The sequence below is a fragment of the Acinetobacter soli genome (assembly GCF_018139125.1).
Taxonomy (GTDB): domain Bacteria; phylum Pseudomonadota; class Gammaproteobacteria; order Pseudomonadales; family Moraxellaceae; genus Acinetobacter; species Acinetobacter soli.
On sequence record NZ_CP073241.1, the window covers coordinates 388,356 to 410,291 of the forward strand.

General features: G+C 41.8%; 21 protein-coding genes and 1 pseudogene. 21 read left to right on the plus strand and 1 reads right to left on the minus strand.

All coding sequences use genetic code 11. The features are described from left to right. The first annotated feature begins 3 nt into the window (after positions 1 to 3). From KCV09_RS01705 to KCV09_RS16455, 20 genes and pseudogenes are all read left to right on the plus strand, one after another. Complete coding sequence (locus tag KCV09_RS01705) at positions 4 to 1,068, plus strand: phosphotransferase family protein (protein ID WP_151815865.1); 1,065 nt, start codon at positions 4 to 6, stop codon at positions 1,066 to 1,068. Next, complete coding sequence (locus tag KCV09_RS01710; protein WP_151815866.1) at positions 1,065 to 1,853, plus strand: enoyl-CoA hydratase/isomerase family protein; 789 nt, start codon at positions 1,065 to 1,067, stop codon at positions 1,851 to 1,853. The genes KCV09_RS01705 and KCV09_RS01710 overlap by 4 nt, the downstream gene beginning before the upstream one ends. A gap of 2 nt (positions 1,854 to 1,855) precedes the next feature. Then, a complete protein-coding gene (locus KCV09_RS01715) occupies positions 1,856 to 3,019 on the plus strand; it encodes an acetyl-CoA C-acetyltransferase (RefSeq protein WP_151815867.1) in 1,164 nt (387 codons plus the stop codon). After that, positions 3,016 to 3,990, plus strand: a complete 975-nt coding sequence (locus tag KCV09_RS01720) for an NAD(P)H-dependent flavin oxidoreductase (RefSeq protein WP_119689656.1) — start codon at positions 3,016 to 3,018, stop codon at positions 3,988 to 3,990. The genes KCV09_RS01715 and KCV09_RS01720 overlap by 4 nt, the downstream gene beginning before the upstream one ends. 32 nt (positions 3,991 to 4,022) lie before the next feature. Next, positions 4,023 to 4,799 carry an enoyl-CoA hydratase-related protein gene (locus KCV09_RS01725; RefSeq protein ID WP_151815868.1) on the plus strand — a complete coding sequence of 259 codons (777 nt, stop codon included), beginning with the start codon at positions 4,023 to 4,025 and terminating at the stop codon, positions 4,797 to 4,799. Positions 4,800 to 4,840: 41 nt separating this feature from the next. Next, positions 4,841 to 6,412 carry an acyl-CoA synthetase gene (locus tag KCV09_RS01730; protein ID WP_151815869.1) on the plus strand — a complete coding sequence of 524 codons (1,572 nt, stop codon included), beginning with the start codon at positions 4,841 to 4,843 and terminating at the stop codon, positions 6,410 to 6,412. Continuing rightward, complete coding sequence (locus KCV09_RS01735) at positions 6,405 to 7,586, plus strand: acetyl-CoA C-acyltransferase (RefSeq protein WP_151815870.1); 1,182 nt, start codon at positions 6,405 to 6,407, stop codon at positions 7,584 to 7,586. The genes KCV09_RS01730 and KCV09_RS01735 overlap by 8 nt, the downstream gene beginning before the upstream one ends. Before the next feature lie 43 nt (positions 7,587 to 7,629). Continuing rightward, the gene (locus KCV09_RS01740) at positions 7,630 to 8,757 is read left to right on the plus strand and encodes an acyl-CoA dehydrogenase family protein (protein WP_119689652.1); all 1,128 of its coding nucleotides are present in this window, start codon (positions 7,630 to 7,632) and stop codon (positions 8,755 to 8,757) included. 358 nt (positions 8,758 to 9,115) lie between these two features. Further along, positions 9,116 to 9,982, plus strand: a complete 867-nt coding sequence (locus tag KCV09_RS01745; RefSeq protein WP_151815871.1) for a transporter — start codon at positions 9,116 to 9,118, stop codon at positions 9,980 to 9,982. 45 nt (positions 9,983 to 10,027) lie between these two features. Further along, complete coding sequence (locus KCV09_RS01750; protein WP_151795738.1) at positions 10,028 to 11,248, plus strand: cytochrome P450; 1,221 nt, start codon at positions 10,028 to 10,030, stop codon at positions 11,246 to 11,248. 10 nt (positions 11,249 to 11,258) lie between these two features. Continuing rightward, on the plus strand, positions 11,259 to 12,104 hold the full coding sequence (locus KCV09_RS01755) for a helix-turn-helix domain-containing protein (protein ID WP_119689649.1): 846 nt from the start codon (positions 11,259 to 11,261) through the stop codon (positions 12,102 to 12,104). A gap of 160 nt (positions 12,105 to 12,264) precedes the next feature. Next, positions 12,265 to 13,728 carry an aldehyde dehydrogenase family protein gene (locus KCV09_RS01760; RefSeq protein WP_151816187.1) on the plus strand — a complete coding sequence of 488 codons (1,464 nt, stop codon included), beginning with the start codon at positions 12,265 to 12,267 and terminating at the stop codon, positions 13,726 to 13,728. A 28-nt stretch (positions 13,729 to 13,756) separates the two neighbouring features. After that, positions 13,757 to 14,872: an NAD(P)-dependent alcohol dehydrogenase gene (locus KCV09_RS01765; protein ID WP_119689647.1), complete on the plus strand. Its 1,116-nt coding sequence runs from the start codon at positions 13,757 to 13,759 to the stop codon at positions 14,870 to 14,872. Positions 14,873 to 14,889: 17 nt separating this feature from the next. After that, positions 14,890 to 15,204 (plus strand): 2Fe-2S iron-sulfur cluster-binding protein, encoded by a 315-nt coding sequence (locus KCV09_RS01770; protein ID WP_119689646.1) that lies wholly within the window; start codon positions 14,890 to 14,892, stop codon positions 15,202 to 15,204. After that, the gene (locus tag KCV09_RS01775) at positions 15,205 to 16,446 is read left to right on the plus strand and encodes an NAD(P)/FAD-dependent oxidoreductase (RefSeq protein ID WP_151816189.1); all 1,242 of its coding nucleotides are present in this window, start codon (positions 15,205 to 15,207) and stop codon (positions 16,444 to 16,446) included. A 114-nt stretch (positions 16,447 to 16,560) separates the two neighbouring features. Further along, positions 16,561 to 17,330: pseudogene (locus tag KCV09_RS01780) on the plus strand (IS982 family transposase). A gap of 220 nt (positions 17,331 to 17,550) precedes the next feature. Next, positions 17,551 to 17,706, plus strand: a complete 156-nt coding sequence (locus KCV09_RS01785; protein WP_171497723.1) for a hypothetical protein — start codon at positions 17,551 to 17,553, stop codon at positions 17,704 to 17,706. Positions 17,707 to 17,889: 183 nt separating this feature from the next. After that, positions 17,890 to 18,099, plus strand: a complete 210-nt coding sequence (locus KCV09_RS01790; protein WP_004936298.1) for a cold-shock protein — start codon at positions 17,890 to 17,892, stop codon at positions 18,097 to 18,099. A gap of 217 nt (positions 18,100 to 18,316) precedes the next feature. Continuing rightward, positions 18,317 to 19,579 (plus strand): 3-(3-hydroxy-phenyl)propionate transporter MhpT, encoded by a 1,263-nt coding sequence (gene mhpT / locus KCV09_RS01795; RefSeq protein ID WP_151816129.1) that lies wholly within the window; start codon positions 18,317 to 18,319, stop codon positions 19,577 to 19,579. A 145-nt stretch (positions 19,580 to 19,724) separates the two neighbouring features. Then, positions 19,725 to 19,838 carry a hypothetical protein gene (locus tag KCV09_RS16455; protein ID WP_004936303.1) on the plus strand — a complete coding sequence of 38 codons (114 nt, stop codon included), beginning with the start codon at positions 19,725 to 19,727 and terminating at the stop codon, positions 19,836 to 19,838. Here KCV09_RS16455 and KCV09_RS01800 read toward each other — a convergent pair. Next, positions 19,801 to 21,240 carry an aminotransferase-like domain-containing protein gene (locus KCV09_RS01800; protein WP_151816131.1) on the minus strand — a complete coding sequence of 480 codons (1,440 nt, stop codon included), beginning with the start codon at positions 21,238 to 21,240 and terminating at the stop codon, positions 19,801 to 19,803. The two genes, KCV09_RS16455 and KCV09_RS01800, sit on opposite strands and share 38 nt — an antisense overlap. Before the next feature lie 386 nt (positions 21,241 to 21,626). On the opposite strand from KCV09_RS01800, the gene KCV09_RS01805 reads away from it, so the two are divergent. Further along, on the plus strand, positions 21,627 to 21,926 hold the full coding sequence (locus KCV09_RS01805; protein ID WP_004946313.1) for a hypothetical protein: 300 nt from the start codon (positions 21,627 to 21,629) through the stop codon (positions 21,924 to 21,926). Positions 21,927 to 21,936: the final 10 nt, after the last annotated feature.

Below are 21,936 nucleotides of genomic sequence, written 5' to 3' on the forward strand. Positions count from 1 at the left end.
GTGATGACGAGTTTAAATGCGCAAGCCAATACCGGGGTTTCTGCCGTAAGAGCAGGTATGGAACTGAATAAGCATGCTGTAATTGAATGGATGCGAACTCATGTGATTGATTTTTCAGGTGATATTGAAATTAGTCAATTTAAAGGTGGCCAGTCTGTTCCGACATATCAGATCAAGACCCCTAATGCAAGTTATGTACTGCGTAAAAAGCCCAATGGTGCATTAAAGGGGGCACATGCGGTAGAGCGAGAAGCACGTATTCAAACTACTTTATATCAAACAGGTTTTCCTGTGGCTAAAATTCATGGACTCTGTACCGATACTTCGATTCTGGGAACTGAGTTTTACGTTATGGATAAAGTCGAAGGACGAATTTTTTGGGATGCATCTTTTGCAGAGGTATCTCTACAACAGCGTCCTTTATATTTTGATGCCATGAATCAAACTATTGCTAAATTACATAGCCTCGATCCCATGGCGTTGCAGCTTGAGGATTATGGTAAGTCTGGCAATTATTTTGAACGACAGATTGCACGTTGGTCAAAACAGTATCTTGATGACCCTGAAGCAGGGCACGATTCTAATATGGATATGCTGATTGAATGGTTACCGAAGCACATTCCAAAAGGGGATGAAACTCGCATCGTTCATGGTGATTTTCGCTGCGACAACATGATTTTTCATCCCACTGAACCCAAAATTTTGGCTGTTCTGGATTGGGAATTATCAACATTAGGTCATCCCCTCGCTGATTTTGCCTACCACGCCATGATGTATCAAATGCCGCCTGACATTGTCGCGGGTCTGGCAGATACCGATATTGAAGCTATGAATATTCCGACAGAGCAAGAATATATAGAAAGTTACTGTGCACGCACAGGTCGACAGGGTATTTCACAATGGAAATTTTATGTCGCATTTAATTTTTTCCGCTTGGCGGCAATTTTTCATGGCATTAAAGGACGTGTCATTCGTGGATCTGCGGCCTCCATTCATGCCCAGGAACGTGCTAAAAGCTTCCCTATCTTGGCACGTCTCGCGCGTGAAGCAATGGAGGCCTGCCAATGAGTCAGCATCTTTTAGTTGAAGTAGAAAAAGGTGTGGCGTATTTAACTTTAAATCGTCCCCAGCAAGGCAATGCGATTGATTTGGCGCTTGCACAAGCGCTACTCCATGCTGCAATTCAATGTGATCAGGATCGAAGCATTCGCTGTGTTGTCCTTACAGGGGCTGGACGTTTTTTCTGTGCTGGAGGTGATATTACCGCATTCACCGAAGCTCAAGCACACATTCCTGCTTTTTTAAGTGAGCTTGCGGGTATTTTACATTTAGCCATTTCGCGATTTATGCGTATGAACAAGCCTTTATTGGTGGTGGTCAATGGGACTGCAGCAGGTGCTGGTATGAGTCTGGCGCTGATTGGGGATGTGGTTATTGCAGTTGATAATGCACAATTTGCACCATCTTATGGGGCGATTGGTTTAAGTCCAGACGCTGGATTGACATGGCATTTGCCTAAATTGGTCGGTTTACGCAAAGCCCAACAGATTTTAATGCTCAATCAAAAACTGAGCGCTGCTGAAGCAGATCAAATCGGTCTGATTAGTGAAGTGGTCACCACTGAGCAACTGCAAAAGCGTCAAACTGCTTTGATTGAGCAATTGCTGAATAGTTCCACACCTGCATTGTCGAATGTTAAACAACTGCTGCTCAATAGTCATCAAAATACCCCTGAAACGCACTTGGAGCTTGAAGCACGCAAAATTGCAGGGATTAGTCTGGGTGAGCCTGCCAAAGAGGGGCTTGCGGCATTTTTAGAAAAACGTACCCCACAATTTAATCAGGATAATTAAATATGAATATTGCCTATATTGTAGATGCAGTACGCACGGCAGGTGGTCGGCGCAACGGTAAACTGGCTAGCTGGCATCCTGTTGATATGGGTGCAGAAGTCATTAATGCTTTGTTGGAACGTACAGGTATTGATCCGAATATTATTGATGATGCGATTTTTGGATGTGTTACTCAGGCAGGTGAACAAACTTTTGCATTTGCCAGAAATATTGTACTTGCTTCCAAATTACCGATTCATGTACCTGGTGTCACAATTGATAGGCAATGCGGTAGCTCGCAACAAGCCGTGCAATTTGCTGCCCAAGCGATTTTATCAGGCATGCAGGATGTTGTGATTGCAGGTGGTGTCGAAAGTATGACGCGTACACCGATGTTGAGTAATGCGAGCTTACATGCTAAAGCTGGACTCCCCGCCGATCCTTTAAGCCCTCGAATTAAAGCGCGGTTTGCTGTTGATGAGTTTAGCCAATTTACAGGCGCTGAAATGATGGCCAAGAAATATGGCTTTAAGCGTGAGCAACTAGATCAATTTGCTTTATTGAGTCATCAACGTGCAATTCAAGCTACCGAAACGGGTGCTTTTGAAAATGAAATTATTGCACTTCAGACAGATGATGAAGTGCATCGTGTTGATGAAGGCATTCGTTTTGATGCCAATCTTGAATCTATCTCAGCAGTTAAACCCTTAGTGGAAAATGGTGTAGTGACAGCTGCAAATGCCAGTCAGATTTGTGATGGAGCAAGTGCTGTACTTATCGTCAGTGAACGTGCGCTTAAAGCGTATGGTCTAACTCCTAAAGCACGCCTAGTACATATGAGTGTTAGTGCAGGTGACCCAGTGATAATGCTGGAAGAGCCAATTTTTGCCACGCAAAAAGCTTTAAAAAAAGCGGGACTTAAAATTACTGATATTGATTTGTATGAAGTCAATGAAGCTTTTGCACCTGTGCCTCTGGCATGGTTACAAGCTTTGAATGCAAATCCTGAAGCGCTGAATATTCATGGGGGGGCAATTGCATTGGGGCATCCACTGGGCTCATCAGGAACCAAACTCATGACCACATTAATTCATGCATTACATAGAGAAGGTAAGCGTTATGGTCTGCAAACTATGTGTGAAGGTGGTGGTATGGCAAATGTCACTATTTTGGAGGCTTACTCATGAAACTGCAAACACGTGTTACCGAGTTGCTTGAAATTGAATATCCGATTATTCAAGGCGGGATGATGTGGGTTGGACGCGCTGAATTGGCCAGCGCAGTCTCCAATGCGGGAGGATTAGGAATTCTAACCGCATTAACGCAGCCAACGCCTGAGGATTTGGTAAAAGAAATTCAACGTTGTCGTGATCAAACTGACAAGCCTTTTGGGGTTAACTTAACTATATTACCTTCAGTCAATCCACCCCCATATGCTGAATATCGTCAAGCGATTATTGAAAGCGGAATCAAAATTGTCGAAACCGCAGGTGGAAAACCACAAGAACACATTCATGAGTTTAAAAAACATGGGATAAAAATTCTGCATAAATGTACATCGGTACGCCACGCAATCTCGGCTGAAAAAATGGGTGCAGATATTATTTCAATCGATGGATTTGAATGTGCGGGACATCCTGGTGAAGACGATGTACCCGGCTTAGTGTTGATTCCTGCTGCAGCCAATCAAATAACGATTCCAATGATTGCCAGTGGTGGGATTGCTGATGGTCGCGGGTTGGTGGCTGCTCTAGCTCTAGGAGCCGAAGGTATTAACATGGGTACACGTTTTTGTGCCACCAAAGAAGCGCCAATCCACGAAACGATTAAGCAATTTATTGTAAATAATGATGAGCGTTCAACCCATTTAATTTTCAGAAAATTTCACAATACTGGACGGGTTGCTAAAAATAGTGTGTCAGATCGTGTGGTCGAAATTTCAAGCCAGCTTAACAGTCAGTTTGAAGATATACGGGGTTATGTATCGGGTATTAAGGGTCGTCAAGCACTGGAAACTGGTGATTTGAATGCGGGTCTGATCTGGGCTGGGCAAGTACAGGGCTTGATTCAAGATATTCCGAGTTGTCATGAATTACTGCAACGCATTGTTAGTGATGCCAATCAGATTATTCGTGAGCGTCTTAACCAATTTATTTAAACTATCAATTAAAAAATCTAAGGAGAGTGGCAATGGAATACCACTTTATTCAGGTTGAAAAACAGCAACATTTAACAATTATTACTCTCAATCGTCCTGCAAGTTTTAATGCATTAAATGCATCTGCCCATGAGGAGTTGGCTCAAGCTTTTGATCAATTTCAAAATGATGATGAGCAATGGGTTGCGATTGTGACGGGTGTGGGGGAAAAAGCGTTTTGTGCAGGTCATGATTTAAAACAACAAGCAGCAGGTGGTGGTCTGGTGACACCGCAATCAGGTTTTGCAGGTTTAACAACACGTTTCGATTTAACTAAACCTGTCATTGCTGCTGTAAATGGCGTCGCAATGGGTGGTGGGTTTGAGCTGGCTTTAGCTTGCGACTTAATTATTGCATCTGAAAATGCTGTTTTTGCTTTGCCTGAGCCAAGAGTCGGTTTGGCTGCCTTGGCAGGTGGAATGCAACGTTTACCTCAAGTCATTGGGTTAAAAAGAAGTATGGGAATGTTATTTACAGGACGTCGGGTATCGGCAAAAGAAGGATTCGAGCTTGGTTTTGTCAATGAAGTAACCAGTGGATCTGTACTTGAAGCAGCGAAAAGATGGGCAAATGAAATCTTGGCATGTAGTCCACTAGCGATACGTGCTACCAAGCAAGCTGTGTTAAGAGGATTGGAGAGTTCGGTTGAACAAGCCATGCAGGAGCAATGGCAATACGATGCGATACAACGCATGCTGAATTCAGAAGATGCCATTGAAGGGCCAAGAGCATTTGCCCAGAAACGTGTACCAGAATGGAAAGGACGTTAATTTTCAAATTAAAAATGTCACATGGTAATGAGGATCAAAAGATGCATCCAATGGTTCATGCACAGAACACCCCAGATAAAGCTGCTTGCATCTTTGCCAGTACGCAACAGGTACTAAGCTATGCACAAATGAATGCATTGGCAAATCGCTGCGCACATTTATTTCGTCAACACGGCCTCAAACGTGGTGATGTTGTTTCAATATTGCTTGAAAACAGTATTGATATCTTTACGGTGGCGTGGGGAGCACAGCGTTCAGGACTTTATCTTACCGCGATTTCGTGTAAAACCTCCGCAAAAGATCTGGCTTATATTTTAGATAATTCAGATAGCAAGATATTGATTGTCTCAAAATCATTGGTCGATACCGCTTTAGAAGCACTCAAACTGAGTCAGCTGGATTATGTCTATTTATATGCCACAGGACCAAAAACCTCAGTGGCTTCTTTCACACAGGCACTCAGCCAGTGTTCGGAAGGTGATATTACAGACCCAAGTCCAGGCGGAGATATGTTGTACTCCTCTGGTTCTACTGGTCGCCCTAAAGGTGTACGTCCGCCTTTACCTGAAGGTGATTTGATGCAGCCAGTGCCACTGATGTCGATGGGACGTACTTTATACCAAATGGGTCAAGACACTTTGTATTTATCGACCTCACCGCTTTATCATGCTGCGCCGTTACGATGGGCCCTAGCTGTTCATCGTTTTGGTGGAACTGTTGTGATAATGGATAAGTTTGATGCAGAGCAAACACTCAATTTAATTGAGCAATATCAGATCAGTCATGCCACCTTTGTGCCGACACATTTCATTCGTTTACTTAACTTGCCAGAAACCAGACGTCTGAGTTTTAATTCATCCTCGCTCAAAGCTGTCATTCATGCAGCTGCACCATGTCCTGTACCAGTTAAGCAAGCAATGATTGACTGGTGGGGCCCACTTCTCCATGAATATTATTCAGGCACTGAACAATGTGGGATTACTGCATTGGATTCAGTTGAATGGCTCAGTAAACCAGGCTCAGTCGGTAAAGCAGTACTAGGAAAAATTAAGATACTTGATGAACAGCAGAACGAACTGGCTGTGGGGCAAATTGGTGATATTTATTTTGCGGATGGCCCACAGTTTGAATACTACAAAGACCCTGAAAAAACTAAAACAGCCTATAGCAAGCAAGGTTGGGCCACATTGGGCGATATTGGCTGGATGGATGAAGATGGCTACTTATATCTGACCGATCGTAAAAACTTCATGATTATTTCGGGTGGAGTCAATATTTATCCTCAAGAAATCGAAAATCTATTAATAACACATCCTGATGTAAATGATGCCGCCGTTTTTGGTATTCCTGATGACGAAATGGGCGAAAAAGTGGTTGCGGTTGTTCAGCTCAAAGCCTGTATTTTGTCCAGTGCAGATGAAGTCCAGAAACTCAAACAATTTGTGCGTCAATCTTTAGGAAGCGTGAAATGCCCACAGATTTTTGAGTTTAGTCAAAACTTTCCAAGAGAAGCGACGGGGAAAATACTGAAACGTAAACTGATTGAAGATTATAAAGTGTATTTGGCTTCTTCAAACCAGACTCGATATGACACAGGAGATGGCCATGCATGACGATATCGTGATTTTAAGCGCAGTGCGTACTCCAATCGGTGGATTTCTAGGCGAATTACAAAGTTTAACGGCCAGTGATTTAGGTAAATTCGTCATACAACAAGTCGTCAAACAAAGTTGCATCGATCCAAAGCAGGTTGATCAGGTAATCATGGGCTGTGTCCTTCCTGCTGGACAAGGGCAGGCACCAGCTCGACAAGCCGCATTAAAAGCACAATTACCTCCTTCCGTAGCCTGCACGACCATCAATAAAGTTTGTGGTTCGGGTATGCAAAGTTTGATTTTTGCAAAAAATCTAATTCAGACCGAACAAGCCAAAGTGGTCATTGCAGGCGGTATGGAAAGCATGTCCAATACACCTTATTTGCTCAATCGCGCTCGTTCAGGCTATCGCATGGGACATAACAAATTACTGGATCATATGTTTTTAGATGGTCTAGAAGATGCATATACTTCTGGTCGCCTCATGGGGAGTTTTGCCGAAGATAGCGCACAATATTATCAGTTTGACCGTGCACAGCAGGATGCCTTTGCCATTGATTCACTCCAACGTGCATGTGATGCGATCAAAACTGGTCAATTTGCTGCTGAAATTGTGCCATTGACCGTGCAGCAAAAAACACAAGCACTCACGATTCATCAAGACGAACAACCGCTTAAAGCCAAACTAGACAAAATTCCACAATTTAAACCTGCTTTTCGCGCAGATGGAACCATTACTGCTGCGAATGCCAGTTCGATTTCAGATGGTGCAGCAGCACTTTTACTGACACGTGCAAGTTATGCTAAGGCTAAGGGATTTCAGCCTTTAGCACGCATTGTGGATCAGGCAGTGTATGCGGGTGAAACACATTTGTTTACCACCGCCCCCGTATTCGCGATTCAAAAATTGCTTCAACAGTGTAACTGGACGATTGACCAAGTCGATTTATTTGAAATCAATGAAGCATTTGCCATTGTTCCAATGATTGCCATGCATGAACTAGATATTCCACATGAAAAACTCAATATTCATGGTGGTGCATGTGCCCTAGGACATCCACTTGGAACATCGGGTGCAAGAATCGTGGTAACACTGATCCATGCCCTTAAACAACATAAACTAAAACGCGGGATTGCGGCTATTTGTATCGGAGGTGGAGAAGCCTTAGCAATGGCAATTGAACTGATGTAAATCACTTTGGCTTAATCATTTATATTAATTATAGGGACAGCAGATGATTCTCAGCGAAGCACAACAACAAATCCGTGATATGACGCAACAATTTGCTCAGGAAAAAATAAAACCCCACTCTTCAGAATGGGACCGAACACGCCGATTTCCAATAGAGATGATTCAAGAAATGGGACAATTAGGCCTGATGGGAATGCTTGTTCCAGAAGTATGGGGCGGATCTGATACAGGCTATGTGGCATATGCTAGTGCGATTGAAGCGATTGCTTCAGCAGATGGTGCTTGCTCAACTATCATGAGCGTCCACAACTCCGTCGTGTGTATGCCGATTTTAAAGTATGGTAGTGACCAGCAAAAACAACAATTTTTGATTCCTTTGGCACAAGGGGAAATGCTTGGTGCGTTTGCTCTGACCGAGCCACAAGCAGGGACAGATGCTAGCCATCTAAAAACCAGAGCAATTAAAAAAGGTGATGATTATATTATTACGGGTAGTAAGCACTTTATTACCTCAGCACAGCATGCTGATGTGGTGATTGTGTTTGCAGTGACAGATCCTGAGAAAGGTAAAAAAGGTATTAGTGCATTTCTTGTCCCTACAGATATTGCTGGTTATTCAGTACTACGACTTGAAGAAAAGATGGGACAGCATGCTTCAGATACAGGGCAAATCCAACTAGATCAGATACAGCTTTCCAAAGATTATTTGCTTGGTGAAGAGGGCGAGGGATATAAAATTGCATTGGATAATTTGGCTGGTGGACGCATCGGAATTGCCTCGCAATCTGTAGGAATGGCGCAGGCTTCCTTAGATGAAGCGGTACAATATGCGAAGGAACGTTATGCATTCGGTCAACCAATCATTAATCATCAGGCTGTAGCTTTTAGATTGGCGGATATGGCGACTCAAGTGGCGGTAGCACGACAAATGGTTTGGCATGCAGCAAGTTTACGAGAAGCTGGACAATCTGCTTTAGTGGAAGCATCAATGGCAAAACTGTTTGCCTCTGAAATGGCTGAGCGCGTTTGTTCAGGTGCTATTCAAACCTTGGGAGGATATGGTTACTTAAAAGATTTTCCTCTTGAGCAAATTTACCGGGATGTAAGAATTACGCAAATTTATGAAGGAACTAGTGATGTACAGCGGATGGTGATAGCTAGAGGCTTGTAAAGAAGTTACTCATCAAATGAAGCCGCTTTTATTTCAAATCACAAGCTTATCCAGAAAAATCAGGAGTATTCTAACCTGATTTTTTTATTTAAAGGTTGAAAACACTTCAACTGTACTTAAAACTTTTTTCTTCTTTTTTTGATATTTAAGGGCGCAAAAAAGTGCAAATTTAGCCGTTAGATTGTGCATTGATTACTTAGGGCGGAACTTTATACTGCTAAATAAGGGCTTTAGGAATAAGCCTTAAACAGATGCTCAAGGCTTGAAATAACCAGTTATTTTCATACCAAGACACATAAAAAAGGTTAGCAATTTGCTCACCGAGATAATACGAAAAAGGAATAGGAAAGGAGAGGTTATGAAGGTTCAACATTGCCTATTGTTAGGTTCATTATGTTCTACCATTTCAGTAAGCAGTTATGCTTTTGATATGTTGCCTGGTGATTTTACTTGGCTAGGAGATGGTACAAAAGTCGGTCTGGCTTACTTTGCTTATCAAGATGCCAGTACATTAAAAGTCGATGGGGTTGGTAAAATTCCACAATCCGATGCTCAGGTTTATGCTGGAATTTTACGCGCAGTAAGTTGGCAGGAAATCGCAGGTTATAAAACAGTCATACAAACATTTTTAACTTCGGGTTATGTCGACAAAGCAACGGTAGGTGGAATTGATCAACCTGATAATTCTGGTTTAGGTGATCTTAATTTTGGTTTTACTTTATATCCCACAGCCTCAAATGAACCGACAGGCACAACGATTGCTTTAAGTGGTTACGTGACAGCACCGACAGGCGATTATGATGTTGGTAAGGTGAATATTGGTACAGGCACTTGGGTGCTTACGCCACAGATTGGTTTAATTCAAGGATTAGGCAAAGGGTTTCTAATTGATGCTGCTTATGATGTTGGATTTTATAAGACTAAAGATCACAATGGTTTTGAAGTTAAAACAGATCCATCCTCACAAGCACAGGCTTATTTGCGCTATCAGCCTAGTGCACAGACCAACTATGCGATTGGTTTTTCAAAGAAATTTGGTGGCAAACAGTTTCTAAACGATCAATACACAGGCATGAAAACGGATGTAACACAACTTCGTCTAACCACGACTCATGCATTTAAAAATGGTGTCATCGCTACAGGCATGTTGGCACGCGATGTACAGGTTGAAGGGGGCTTTAAAAATGATGTTTCCATGCTGTTACGTATTGGGAAAGCATTTTGAAACATAAAATCTCACAATAAAATAATGAATATTAAGGAGCAAGGAATGTCTCGAATTGATTTGAAAGATCCTGATTTATATCAGCAGCGCGTCCCTCATGATTTATTTGCGCAGCTTCGTAAAGAACAACCTGTTTACTGGAATGATGAAGTTGATGGTTCAGGTTTCTGGGCCGTGATGAAACATAAAGATATTTGTGAGGTATCTCGTAATCCTGCCGTATTTTCATCGGCTTATGAAAATGGTGGTCATCGTATTTTTAATGAAAATGAAGTCGGTCTGACAGGTGCAGGGGAATCTGCAGTTGGAATCCCGTTTATTTCGATTGACCCACCGCTTCACACTCAATATCGCAAAGCAATCATGCCAGCATTGTCACCAGCGCGACTTGGCGATATTGAAAATCGAATTCGTGAACGAGCCAAATTATTAATTGAACAAATTCCATTTGATCAGGAAGTGGATATTGTGCAGTTATTATCGGCACCTTTACCATTACTGACACTCGCAGAATTATTGGGCGTTAAACCAGATGTTTGGAAAGATCTTTATCACTGGACTAATGCTTTTGTCGGTGAAGATGATCCAGAATTTCGACAATCACCAGAAGCCATGCAGCAAACTATGATTGAGTTTATGGGCTTTTGTCAGGCATTGTTTGAAGAGCGACGTGCTCATCCAGGACACGATATTGCAACGTTGCTTGCAACGGTTCCTATTGATGGTAAAGCGCCTGTATTGCGGGATTTTATTGGAAATCTGATTTTAACCTTGGTTGGTGGCAACGAAACTACTCGTAACTCTATGAGTCATACCATCGTCAATTTTTGCAAAAATCCAGAGCAATGGGACAAAATTAAACAAAATCCTGAACTACTTAAAACGGCAACAGCCGAGATGGTACGTCATGCTTCACCTGTGTTGCATATGCGCCGTACAGCAACCCAAGACACCATGATTGGTGAGCAAAAAATTGCCAAGGGTGATAAAGTTGTTTTATGGTATTCCTCAGCAAATCGTGACGAAGATGTGTTTGAACGTCCTGACGAATTTGACGTTACACGTAAAGGATTTCAACATGTGGGATTTGGTTTTGGTCAGCATGTATGTGTCGGTTCACGTTTAGCTGAAATGCAACTGCGAGTCGTGTTCGAGTTGCTTGCAGAACGGGTAGAGCGTTTCGAATTAAAATCTGAACCAAGACGCTTTCGTTCTAATTTTTTAAATGGATTAAAGAATCTCAATGTGGTGCTTGTCGCCAAATGAGGAGATCATCATGCAAGGATTAGCACTTCGTAACGAAGATGTCGTCAGTCAAACTTTGGGTTGTCGCCCAGAAGTGAGTTATGTCAACAAACAAAGTGACTGGCAAATGATGCGTTGGCGTCAGTTCGTGGGTCACTATAATTTAGACGCATTGCCAGAGCCAATGCTGGTTGCTCATATTGGTGGTAAACAGCAGGTACATATGCGTGACGGTCAATGTTGGAGTCGTACAGGCTCTAAACCTAGTGACATGACCAATATGCCTGCACATGTTGCTTCTGGCTGGCTAGTGAATGGTGAATTAGATGTTGTCACCCTGACCTTACCACGCGCAATCCGAGATTTCGTTACAGACGTCCGTTTTGCATACAGAGATACGTTGGGTATTGCGTTGATTAGACAAATGCTGGCCAGTTTATATGAAGCACAAAGTGTAGAACGTGATCAATATATTGATTTGCTGATGACCACTTTTGTCGCACATTTAAATCGTGCTGATACTCAACTGACGGATCAAATTCCAAGAACAAGTTGTTCTGCGCACAGATTGCATCATATTTTAAATATGATCCGTGAACATCCTGAGCAAGAGTTTAGTTTGGATATCCTTGCAAGTGAAATTGATTTAACGCCTGCCCATTTTTGTCGTATGTTCCGCGAGGCAACGGGGATTACTCCTCACCAATATATCTTGAAATGTCGTTTACAGCGGGCAGAGCATTTGTTGAATAATTCCGATCTATCTATTTCCATGGTGGCTGAGGCGTCAGGATTTAATTCACAATCACATTTTACCCGATTGTTTTTAAAAAAAATGGGGAAAAATCCGTCAGACTTAAGGCGACGACTGCATTAGGAAATGAGTAATACAAGGTCAATCACGAGATACTAAACGACATGCTTTAGCCTTTAGTTTGACCTCTAATATTAATTTTATACACGAATTTTTAAAGGTTGCATTTGAGCAAACTCAAATGCACTTGAGAAATTCGTCCCAAAAAAATTAGGGACCCAACATGAATGCCAGATTTCAAGAACTTTTACCTGAATTGGCTTTGTATGCAGGCAGTAAAAAACTGGATGTTAATCAGACCTTTCAGGATATAAACCCCTGTGATGAAACCTTGATTGCACATATTCCAAAAGCATCTGTGGAAGATTTGAATGCGATTGTCGCAGTAGCGAAACAAGGATTAAATAGTACAGCCTGGCATGAGGTGGCGCCATTACAACGCGAAAATTTAATTCGACGTTTTGCCGATGCAATTGAAAAGGATAGCACTCGTTTGGCGCAATTAGAGTCGATAGATGCTGGCAAACCGATTTCAATCACACAAACAGTAGACATTCCCGCCGTAGTGGCATGGCTTAAATATTATGCAGGTTGGGCCAGTAAAATCATGGGTAGCGCAGGTGAGCTAAGCAATGTTGCGGGTTCATTTCATGCGTATAGCCGTCGTCAACCTGTTGGGGTGGTGGCCGCAATCACGCCGTGGAATTTTCCAAGTGTTTTGTCGATGTGGAAAATTGCGCCTGCACTAGCAGCAGGCTGTTGCATTGTACTGAAACCTGCGTCAGACACCCCCCTCACAGCTTTACGTTTGGCAGAAATTGCACGAGAGATTGGTTTTCCCGAAGGCGTTTTTAATGTCGTGACCGGTAACAGTGATATTGGTCATGCTTTGGCTACTCATCCGGATATTGCTAAAGTTGCCTTTACAGGATCAACTCAAACAGGACGTTCTATTTTACAGGCCAGTATCGCCGATTTTAAACGTGTAACGCTAGAACTTGGCGGAAAGTCTCCAGTCATTTTGCATAAAGATGCAGATTTGGATAAAGCCATTCCAACCATTGCGATGGGCTGTTTTTTTAATACAGGACAAGTCTGTTATGCAGGAACACGTTTGTACGTGCATCATGATATTTATGATGAGGTGTTAGAGCGTTTAATAGCATTTACCAAAACCCTGAAAATAGGGTCTAGCGATGATCCAAATACGCAATTGGGGCCCGTAGTTAATGCTCGTCAACAGCACAGTATTCAAGAATTTTTGAATAAAGCAGAGCAACAGGGAATCGAGTCACTGGATTTATCCGCAATGACTTTACCCGAACAAGGTTTTTACGTTCGTCCAGCCATCTTAAAAAATGTTCCTGCACATGCCGCGATTATGAAAGAAGAAGTATTTGGGCCAGTACTTGCAACTGCAGCATACCAGAGTCTAGATGAAGCCATTCAACTGAGTAATGACAGCATTTATGGTTTGGCAGCACATCTTTGGACCCAAGATTTATCCATTGCCCATCAAGTTTCAGCAGCGCTCGATGCGGGTACCGTGTTTGTGAATTGTGCTTTATTGGCAGATCCGAACTTCCCATTTGGAGGCTTTAAGCAATCTGGAATAGGTCGTGAAAATGGACAGGAAGTTTTAGATGCATATCTGGAGTCTAAGTCTGTGATTATGGCTTTAAGTTAAAAATTAAATGGATTAAGGGAATAATACAATGAAAATTACAGCAGCTGTGGCGCGTCAAGCGCATCAGGATTTTACTATTGAACAGGTTGAACTTGATGAGCCAAAAGATCATGAAGTCTTGGTCCGTATTGAAGGTGTGGGGTTATGTCATACCGACTTAGTCGCTCGTGATCGTTTAATTCCGATTCCACTCCCCGCAGTTCTTGGGCACGAAGGGGCAGGTGTGGTTGAAAAAATTGGTAAAGCAGTGACAAAAGTAGCCGTGGGTGATCATGTCTTAATGAGTTTTAACAGTTGTGGTGAATGCCCACGCTGTAAAGAACAGTTACCACCGTATTGTACTCAGTTTCCGCAGCTCAACTATGTCGGTGCGCGCCCAGATGGAAGCTCTACGCTAAAACAAAATGATCAGGCGGTATCGGGTTATTTCTTCGGACAATCTTCTTTTGCCAGTCATGCGCTTGCCAATGAACGTAACATTGTTAAGGTTGCTCAGGATTTACCGATCGAAATTTTAGGACCACTCGGTTGTGGTTTACAAACAGGTGCAGGAGGGGTGATGCGTTCACTGGCTTGCCCTCAAGGTTCGACTATTGCGATTTTTGGCGGGGGGCCTGTTGGTTTGGCAGCGGTGATGGGAGCCGTCATTCAACAGTGCGCAACCATTATTTTAGTTGAACCAATGGCTTCACGTCGTGAACTGGCCCTTGAGTTGGGTGCGCATCATGTGATTGATCCAGCACAGGGTAATATTACCGAACACATCCGCAATATCTTACCGCAAGGTGTCGATTTTGCATTTGAATCGAGTGGACGAGGTGAAGTGGTTGAAGCGGCACTGGCATCATTGGGCAGTCATGGTTTACTTGGACTAGTTGGAGTTCCGCCCAGTGTAGAAACGACACTCAATGTCAATCTGGTATCACTCATTACTTTTGGTCACCGTATTCATGGCATTATCGAAGGCGATAGTGATCTGGATACCTTCTTGCCAGAATTGATTGAACATTATCAAGCAGGCAGATTTCCTTTCGACAAACTTATCAAAAAGTATGCACTAAGTGAGATTAATCAGGCCATACAAGACCAGGCACAAGGCCGCTGTATAAAAGCGGTTCTCATTCCTGAACATGTCCATCATTAGAAAAAAAGGAGAGTTTTATGCCAACGATTGCCATTGTCACTCGTGAGGGTGAACGCACCTCGGTTACCGTTGAAAATCAACTTTCACTCATGGAGAACTTGCGAAATGCGGGAGTTGGGGATATTAGCGCTTTATGCGGTGGCTGTTGTTCTTGTGCTACTTGTCATGTGTACATTCTGGAGGGCTATGCTCATTTAAACCCATTGGGTGATGACGAAAATGACATGCTCGATAGTAGCTTATCACGCCGCGAATCTTCTCGTTTAGCCTGTCAGGTCATTATTGATGAACAATGTGATGATCTTGTAGTTGAAATTGCACCGGAGGAATAAATGTCAAATTACGATGTGATTATCGTGGGCACAGGGCACGCAGGCGCACAAGCGGCTGTTGCACTCAGACAACAAGGATTTACTGGATCAATTTTGATGATAGGTGAAGAGTTACATTTACCTTATGAGCGACCACCATTATCAAAAGAGTATTTTTCTGGTGAAAAAACGTTTGAACGAATTTTGCTGCGTCCAGAACAGTTCTGGCAAGACAAAAAAATTGATCTAAAGCTTGGACAACGCGTGATTCAGATTGATGCTCAGTCACATCGTATTTTAACGCAGCAAAACTACGAATATCACTATAATAAATTGATTTGGGCCACGGGTGGAAAACCACGTCGGCTAAGTTGTGAAGGTGCGGCTTTAGAAGGTATTCATTATATTCGTAATCGTGAAGATGTAGATCGCATTAATCAGGAGCTAGATCGAGTTCAAAAATGTGTGATCATTGGTGGTGGATATATTGGTTTAGAAGCTGCCAGTGCATTACGCAAAATTAATAGAGATGTGACTTTGGTTGAAGGACAGTCAAGAGTGCTGGCGCGTGTTGCAGGACCCATAATATCTGATTTTTATCAGCAATATCATCAGGAAAAAGGAGTTGAATTTTACTTAGGGCAAGGAGTGGATTATCTAGAAGGTGATCAGGGGCGAGTGCATACGGTGATACTTGCCAATGGAACACGAATTGCTACGGATATGGTGATTGTTGGGATAGGGTTGAACCCTGAAGTGAATGTCTTAGTCGAGGCAGGTGCAGCTTTTAGTAATGGAATTGAAACGGATCGCCGTTGCAGAACTTCTCTGGTTGATATTTTTGCAATTGGTGATTGTGCTAATCATGAAAATTTTTTTGCCGATGGACAGCGTATCAGACTCGAATCTGTACAAAATGCCAATGATCAAGCAATGATTGTCACCAAAGAAATCTTGGATAAAGGCGAAGACTACGCAGCTGTACCGTGGTTTTGGTCAAATCAGTATGATCTGAAATTACAAACGATTGGGCTTTCAATTGGCTATGATCAGGAGATTCTGCGCGGTGAACCTGACTCAGGCTCATTTACTGTGATTTATTTACGTGAGGGTAAAATCATTGCAATTGATTGTGTCAATCGACCCGCTGATTTTATACAAGGAAAGGCGATTATTCAGCAATCAATCTATATTCCAATAGAGCAATTAAGCGATCACAGCCAGGCGCTTAAAGATATGATATTGCGTTATAAAACCATATAACTATATATTTAAACCCTATCGTAACCCGAATCGCGGATAAGAAATTGACTTGAAAAATAAGAGGACTAGAGCCATCAGTTGAGTTACCACACCAAACTCACAACTCTAGTCCTGATGTTCAATAGTACCGAATTATTCTGCGTAATTGATGATTTTTTCTTAAATTTGAATCAACTTATTGGGAGTTTCTCAAGCAAAACCGTGGTTCCCTAAGAATCAGAACTGCTCAACTTAAAATTTCAGAAATCTGCTTTATTGCCATTTGGTACATATGCTCTCATTTCAATAATTTCAAAGCCTTTTTCACTTGGTTAAAAGAAGATAAAAGCCATTTATTTAAGTACTTGCCTTGCTATCAAAGGATGATTCATCTGATCAAAAGGCATGAATTGGCACTGCATGCCCTACATGTGGCGCTGATGAAAGGCCAAGGTACACAATATTTATGGATCGATTCAAAAACTCTGCCAGTTTGTAAAAATCAACGTATTCAGCGTCATAAATCATGAGTCCAAATTGCATCACGTGGTAGAAGCTCAATGGGCTGGTTTTATGGCTGTAAATTACATATTGCGATGGATCAATTTGGTGAAATTGCGTGTTCTGCTTTATCGAATGGACATGTTGCTGACATAAAAATGGTTGAGCAATTGGTTGCTGGCCTAAACGGAAAACTTTACGGGGATCGAGGTTACTGTGTATCAGATGAATATCACATAAGGCAACGCAATAAGATAGAAACATTATTCAGTTTATTGAAGGGGCAATACAATTTAGTGACGAGTAAAGCACGTAGTCTTCATGGATTACTGAGTGGAATTTACGCCTCACTATGTGCATATCAATTAACCCATGGAAATAAGCCAACAATTCAAATTAAGTAATCATCGGCTTAAGCAGGATTCGGGTTAATTATGATTGCTGGTTTTTGTATTGGATTATTTGCATCATTTAGAGAAGAAGGTGATTTTTCAATTTCTTGAGCATTAATGATTAGTTTCATTGTTGGAATTGTGGTGAGTTTACTTATATTTTTAATTGAGATATTTGCAAATTATCTTGATAAAAAGTAGTAATGCTGACAATCTTAATTGAAAGTCTTAGGTGCACAAAGATTTAAATCGTGCTGGTGATTTGTTGTTTTTTAAGTTTGAACACGATCTCATCTACTCCCTATTGCTGGATTCACAAGGCTTTGAGCGAGTAACCAACAAAATCCAGAATGAAGTTGCGAAACAGACCCAAGATACGGTTGAATAATTTCATTTTTGCTGTATGCTAATTGCAACTAGAAAAATTAGACGGTTAGTTCAATCTTCTTTAAGTATCGTAGTTTTAGTCTTAATCCTTCGTTTTATAGATCTTAAGCTCAATTTGTTCAATTTTTACAGTTAAATAGTCATCTCGCATGACGCTCCACCCTTAAAATTTATAGGATAGATTATGTCTAACACAGCTACTGGTACCGTTAAATGGTTTAACGAAACTAAAGGTTTTGGTTTTATTCAACAAGATTCTGGTCCAGACGTATTTGCTCACTTCAAAGAAATCGCAACTGACGGTTTCAAAACTTTGCATGAAGGCCAACGCGTTTCTTTCAACATCGTTGAAGGTAAAAAAGGCCCAAGCGCAGTGAACATCACTCCGCAATAAGGACATCTGTCCAAACAAGAGCACCTTCGGGTGCTTTTTGTTATTTAGAATAAAGTTTTAACTCGCTCGTAGGAGTGATCCAAACAAGATCAATTGAAATAATTATGCTATTCATAATTTAATTCACTATTGTGTAAATAAATAATCTTTGTTAGTTTGAAAAAAATCAAAAACAGCTCGGAAAGCTGATTTATACAAAATAAAAAGGAAGATAAACATGCAAACGGTTGAATCCGGTCTCAAACAGCCTCCTCATTCATCTCATGTAATGATCATTACTTTGGTCTTGTGTTTTATTTTTGCGATTATTGAAGGTTTTGATTTGCAGTCTATGGGTGTTGCCGCCCCACGTATGAAAGCAGAAATGCTGTTGTCGAGCGCCGAGATGGGTTGGATCTTCAGTGCTGCTGTTTTGGGGACTTTACCCGGTGCATTAATTGCAGGGCGTATTGCCGATGTGATAGGTCGCAAAAAAGTGTTAATTGCCTGTGTCATTATTTTTGGTGCAATGTCTCTCATCACGCCTTTTATGCAGGAATATACAGCTTTATTAGCGATTCGCTTTCTGACTGGTATCGGCATGGGTGGCGCACTGCCAATTGTGATTACCATGGTGTCTGAGGCGGTTCCCGATAAATATAAGGCCACAGCAGTCAGTTCAATGTATTGTGGTATGCCAATTGGCGGTTTTTTGACTTCTGTAGTTGCACTAGGCCTAGATGCAGATCATCAATGGCGACATATTTTCTATCTGGGGGGCGGGGCGCCACTTCTTTTAGCCGTTGTTCTTTATTATTTTTTGCCTGAATCGAAAGCCTATCTGAAAAGCCATCAACGGCAAAGTACAAAATACAGTATGTCTGAGGTACTATTTTCTCAAGGACGAACCCGCACCACTGCCAGTTTATGGATCAGTTTTTTTGGAACCTTACTGGTGCTGGCCTTGCTACAAAACTGGCTTCCTACACTGATTGCCGGTTTAGGATTAACTAAGCATCAAGCAAGTTATATTCAAATGGGATTTAATCTGGGAGGTTCTGTTGGGGTGTTACTTCTGGGCCTGATGCTCGATCGTTTCAATAAAATTATGATTGCGATGTGCGCATATACCGGAATCTTCCTGTCATTGATTGGTTTGGCCTATTCGCATACCACTCTTGCCTTCACGCTCTCCGCCGCAGGGTGTGGTATGTTTGTTATTGGGTGTCAGTCGATTTTGTATACATTGGCTGCAACATATTACCCTACAGAAATGCGGGGGACTGGCGTTGGTGCCGCAGTGGCGTTAGGACGAGTTGGCGCATTTATCGGGCCACTTTTCGCAGGCTATTTACTGAGCGTTGGCCAAAGTGAAATCTTTGTAATTGCCTCCAGTATTCCCATGATTTTAATTGCTGCACTCTCCGTACTGTTTTTACTGTACCGACCAAATCATCAGCCAGTTACCGACACGGTGGCATCTTCACTTAAATCTTCCTGATCGGCTAAACCTAAAGCTTGACTCATTCAGCGCCTCTTGTGCGCTGTTATGGTCTGTTATAGTGTGTTCATCAAAAATTGTATCTACCAGTTTTCCTATGGTCTGCCAAACTCTAAAGTGTCATATTCAATCAGGAGTGGACAGCATGAACTTTTTATTTCGTAAAAATAAAGCCTGGTTTGTTTTTTTTATCATTACATTTTACTCATTTCTGGGCTTTTTTATGGGTTATCTGATTTGGGAATATGCATTGAATTGAGTGCAAATTGTCGCTTAATCGACTGTGCGAGTTGTTGAAGTGCCTGCTCAATGGTGGCGTCAATTTCAAACGAACAGTTTAAGCGCAAATGATGCGCATGTTCGGGACGCTGATTAAATAAATAACCTGGCGCAATTCCAATCTGGTGCTGTAGAAGATCTTGGTACAACTGTTGACTGTCTAGCCGTTCTGGAAGAGCAATCCACAAAAAATATCCAGAAGGATAATAATGTATGTGGCAAGTCGCTGGTAGTCGCTGTGTCAGTATTTCGTAATATTGATCTTTAAGACGTTTTAAGTTGCTACGCAACTGCTTTAAATGTTTGTCGTAATAGCGTTGAGACAGATATTCGACCAATGTACTTTGAATCAGCGCATTCACAGAGATGGTGCTCATCAGTTGTAAATGCTGAATTTGCGCCGAGAATTGTGCAGCATACACCCAACCTACACGAAATCCTGCGCCTAATGTTTTAGAAAATGAACTACAGTGTATCACTCGATGATGTCGATCAAAGAATTTCATCGAGTGTGGTTTGTGTACGCCGTAATACAACTCCTCATAGACATCATCTTCAATCAAGTACACATCATGCTCGTATAGTAATGCTGCAAGCTGTGCCTTAATTTCATCACACACGGTAAAACCAATTGGATTTTGGCTATTGAGCATCAATAAACATACTTTTATAGGGTAGGTGATCAGTGCTTGCTTAAAAGCCTCTAGATCGAGTCCGTATTCAGGATGATCCGGTAATATGATCACATTTAAACCCAGATTTTCTGCGGCTTGCCAAGCACCATAAAAAATGGATTCTTGTAGCAAAATATAATCGCCTGCCTGAGTAAGCGCGCGTAGTGAAAGATTCAGTGCATCTAACCCACCCGAAGTGATCACGATATCTTCTGGGTCTGTCGGAATACCCTGCATGCAATAGCGCTGCGCTATGTATTTGCGTAATGCATAATTTCCTGGTGGAAGGCTTGGCATTTGCTGATAAGCCGGTTTATGTTTAGCTTGTCGAGCCAATGTATGCATCAGCTGCGCTGAATAAAGTAAACGGCTGTCAGGAAAGGCACTTCCAAATGGCACAATATGCTCAGACTGAATCGACTTTAAATAGCGAAATACCCGTGAATTGATTTCGATATTGGTACTCTGAACCATGTTATGTGTGCCCGATGCAGGCACTGGAGGGACAGCAACAAAGTATCCAAGCTTTGATTTAGAATAAATTAACCCTTGAGCTTCGAGCTCCTGATAGGCATTTAAAACGGTCATTAAGCTAAATCCTGAAATTTGGACTTGCTGTCTAAGCGAGGGAAGTTTGTCATGGGCTTTCCATGTCCCTGTTTCGATCAATCGCTTTAAGCTCAGTGCCAGTTGTTTGGATTTTTGCATATGATGGTCATGTGATTTGTCTGGATGACTATAACAGATTGTGTATGGATGCTTAAACCAGCGTTTTTTACTTGGATAATTTGGAAGTGCTCAAATGGTTTCAGGCCTTAGGTAAATTTCAAAGATAAAATTATTTGTGTAACAAAAAATTTAAATGACATATTTATTACAGCATAAATAACTTCAAGATAATTGAATTTAAAGCGTTTTTTTATTTTATAAAGATATGATGATTTTAACTTAGTATTTTCAAGAATTCTTCGTCAGTTTGTAGCTAGTTTTGATAATGATTCTCAGGTATGTTCGCTTGAAATTTGATCATGGATGATCTGGTTTTATCGATAGATCAGCCCATCACATCAACCTCAATTCTACACGGATGAAACATGCGAATTGCTTCTATTTTGCTATTAGTTATTGTGCTTCTGACGTTATTATTTTTTTATTTTCAACCATCTGAGACAGCTATCCCAATCAAGCAAAGTACTGCACAAGCTCAAGCAGGGCAGCTTGATCAGCCATCTCACCTAAATAATATCACTACTCAAGACGTGACATCTCATTCAGTTACTCAAGCAGAGCAGCGAGCATCCGACAGCGCGCCACTTGCCGATACCAAAAGTGATCTGAGCATTCAGCCCATAGATCCAGAAAAGGACCCGGGTAATCAAATTATTAAACCCTAACGTTTCTTCA

Coding starts and splice junctions, on each gene's coding strand:
- KCV09_RS01705 (WP_151815865.1), top strand. CDS start 4: ATGACGAGTTTAAATGCGCAAGCCAATACCGGGGTTTCTGCCGTAAGA.
- KCV09_RS01710 (WP_151815866.1), top strand. CDS start 1,065: ATGAGTCAGCATCTTTTAGTTGAAGTAGAAAAAGGTGTGGCGTATTTA.
- KCV09_RS01715 (WP_151815867.1), top strand. CDS start 1,856: ATGAATATTGCCTATATTGTAGATGCAGTACGCACGGCAGGTGGTCGG.
- KCV09_RS01720 (WP_119689656.1), top strand. CDS start 3,016: ATGAAACTGCAAACACGTGTTACCGAGTTGCTTGAAATTGAATATCCG.
- KCV09_RS01725 (WP_151815868.1), top strand. CDS start 4,023: ATGGAATACCACTTTATTCAGGTTGAAAAACAGCAACATTTAACAATT.
- KCV09_RS01730 (WP_151815869.1), top strand. CDS start 4,841: ATGCATCCAATGGTTCATGCACAGAACACCCCAGATAAAGCTGCTTGC.
- KCV09_RS01735 (WP_151815870.1), top strand. CDS start 6,405: ATGCATGACGATATCGTGATTTTAAGCGCAGTGCGTACTCCAATCGGT.
- KCV09_RS01740 (WP_119689652.1), top strand. CDS start 7,630: ATGATTCTCAGCGAAGCACAACAACAAATCCGTGATATGACGCAACAA.
- KCV09_RS01745 (WP_151815871.1), top strand. CDS start 9,116: ATGAAGGTTCAACATTGCCTATTGTTAGGTTCATTATGTTCTACCATT.
- KCV09_RS01750 (WP_151795738.1), top strand. CDS start 10,028: ATGTCTCGAATTGATTTGAAAGATCCTGATTTATATCAGCAGCGCGTC.
- KCV09_RS01755 (WP_119689649.1), top strand. CDS start 11,259: ATGCAAGGATTAGCACTTCGTAACGAAGATGTCGTCAGTCAAACTTTG.
- KCV09_RS01760 (WP_151816187.1), top strand. CDS start 12,265: ATGAATGCCAGATTTCAAGAACTTTTACCTGAATTGGCTTTGTATGCA.
- KCV09_RS01765 (WP_119689647.1), top strand. CDS start 13,757: ATGAAAATTACAGCAGCTGTGGCGCGTCAAGCGCATCAGGATTTTACT.
- KCV09_RS01770 (WP_119689646.1), top strand. CDS start 14,890: ATGCCAACGATTGCCATTGTCACTCGTGAGGGTGAACGCACCTCGGTT.
- KCV09_RS01775 (WP_151816189.1), top strand. CDS start 15,205: ATGTCAAATTACGATGTGATTATCGTGGGCACAGGGCACGCAGGCGCA.
- KCV09_RS01790 (WP_004936298.1), top strand. CDS start 17,890: ATGTCTAACACAGCTACTGGTACCGTTAAATGGTTTAACGAAACTAAA.
- mhpT (WP_151816129.1), top strand. CDS start 18,317: ATGCAAACGGTTGAATCCGGTCTCAAACAGCCTCCTCATTCATCTCAT.
- KCV09_RS16455 (WP_004936303.1), top strand. CDS start 19,725: ATGAACTTTTTATTTCGTAAAAATAAAGCCTGGTTTGTTTTTTTTATC.
- KCV09_RS01800 (WP_151816131.1), bottom strand. CDS start 21,240: ATGCAAAAATCCAAACAACTGGCACTGAGCTTAAAGCGATTGATCGAA.
- KCV09_RS01805 (WP_004946313.1), top strand. CDS start 21,627: ATGCGAATTGCTTCTATTTTGCTATTAGTTATTGTGCTTCTGACGTTA.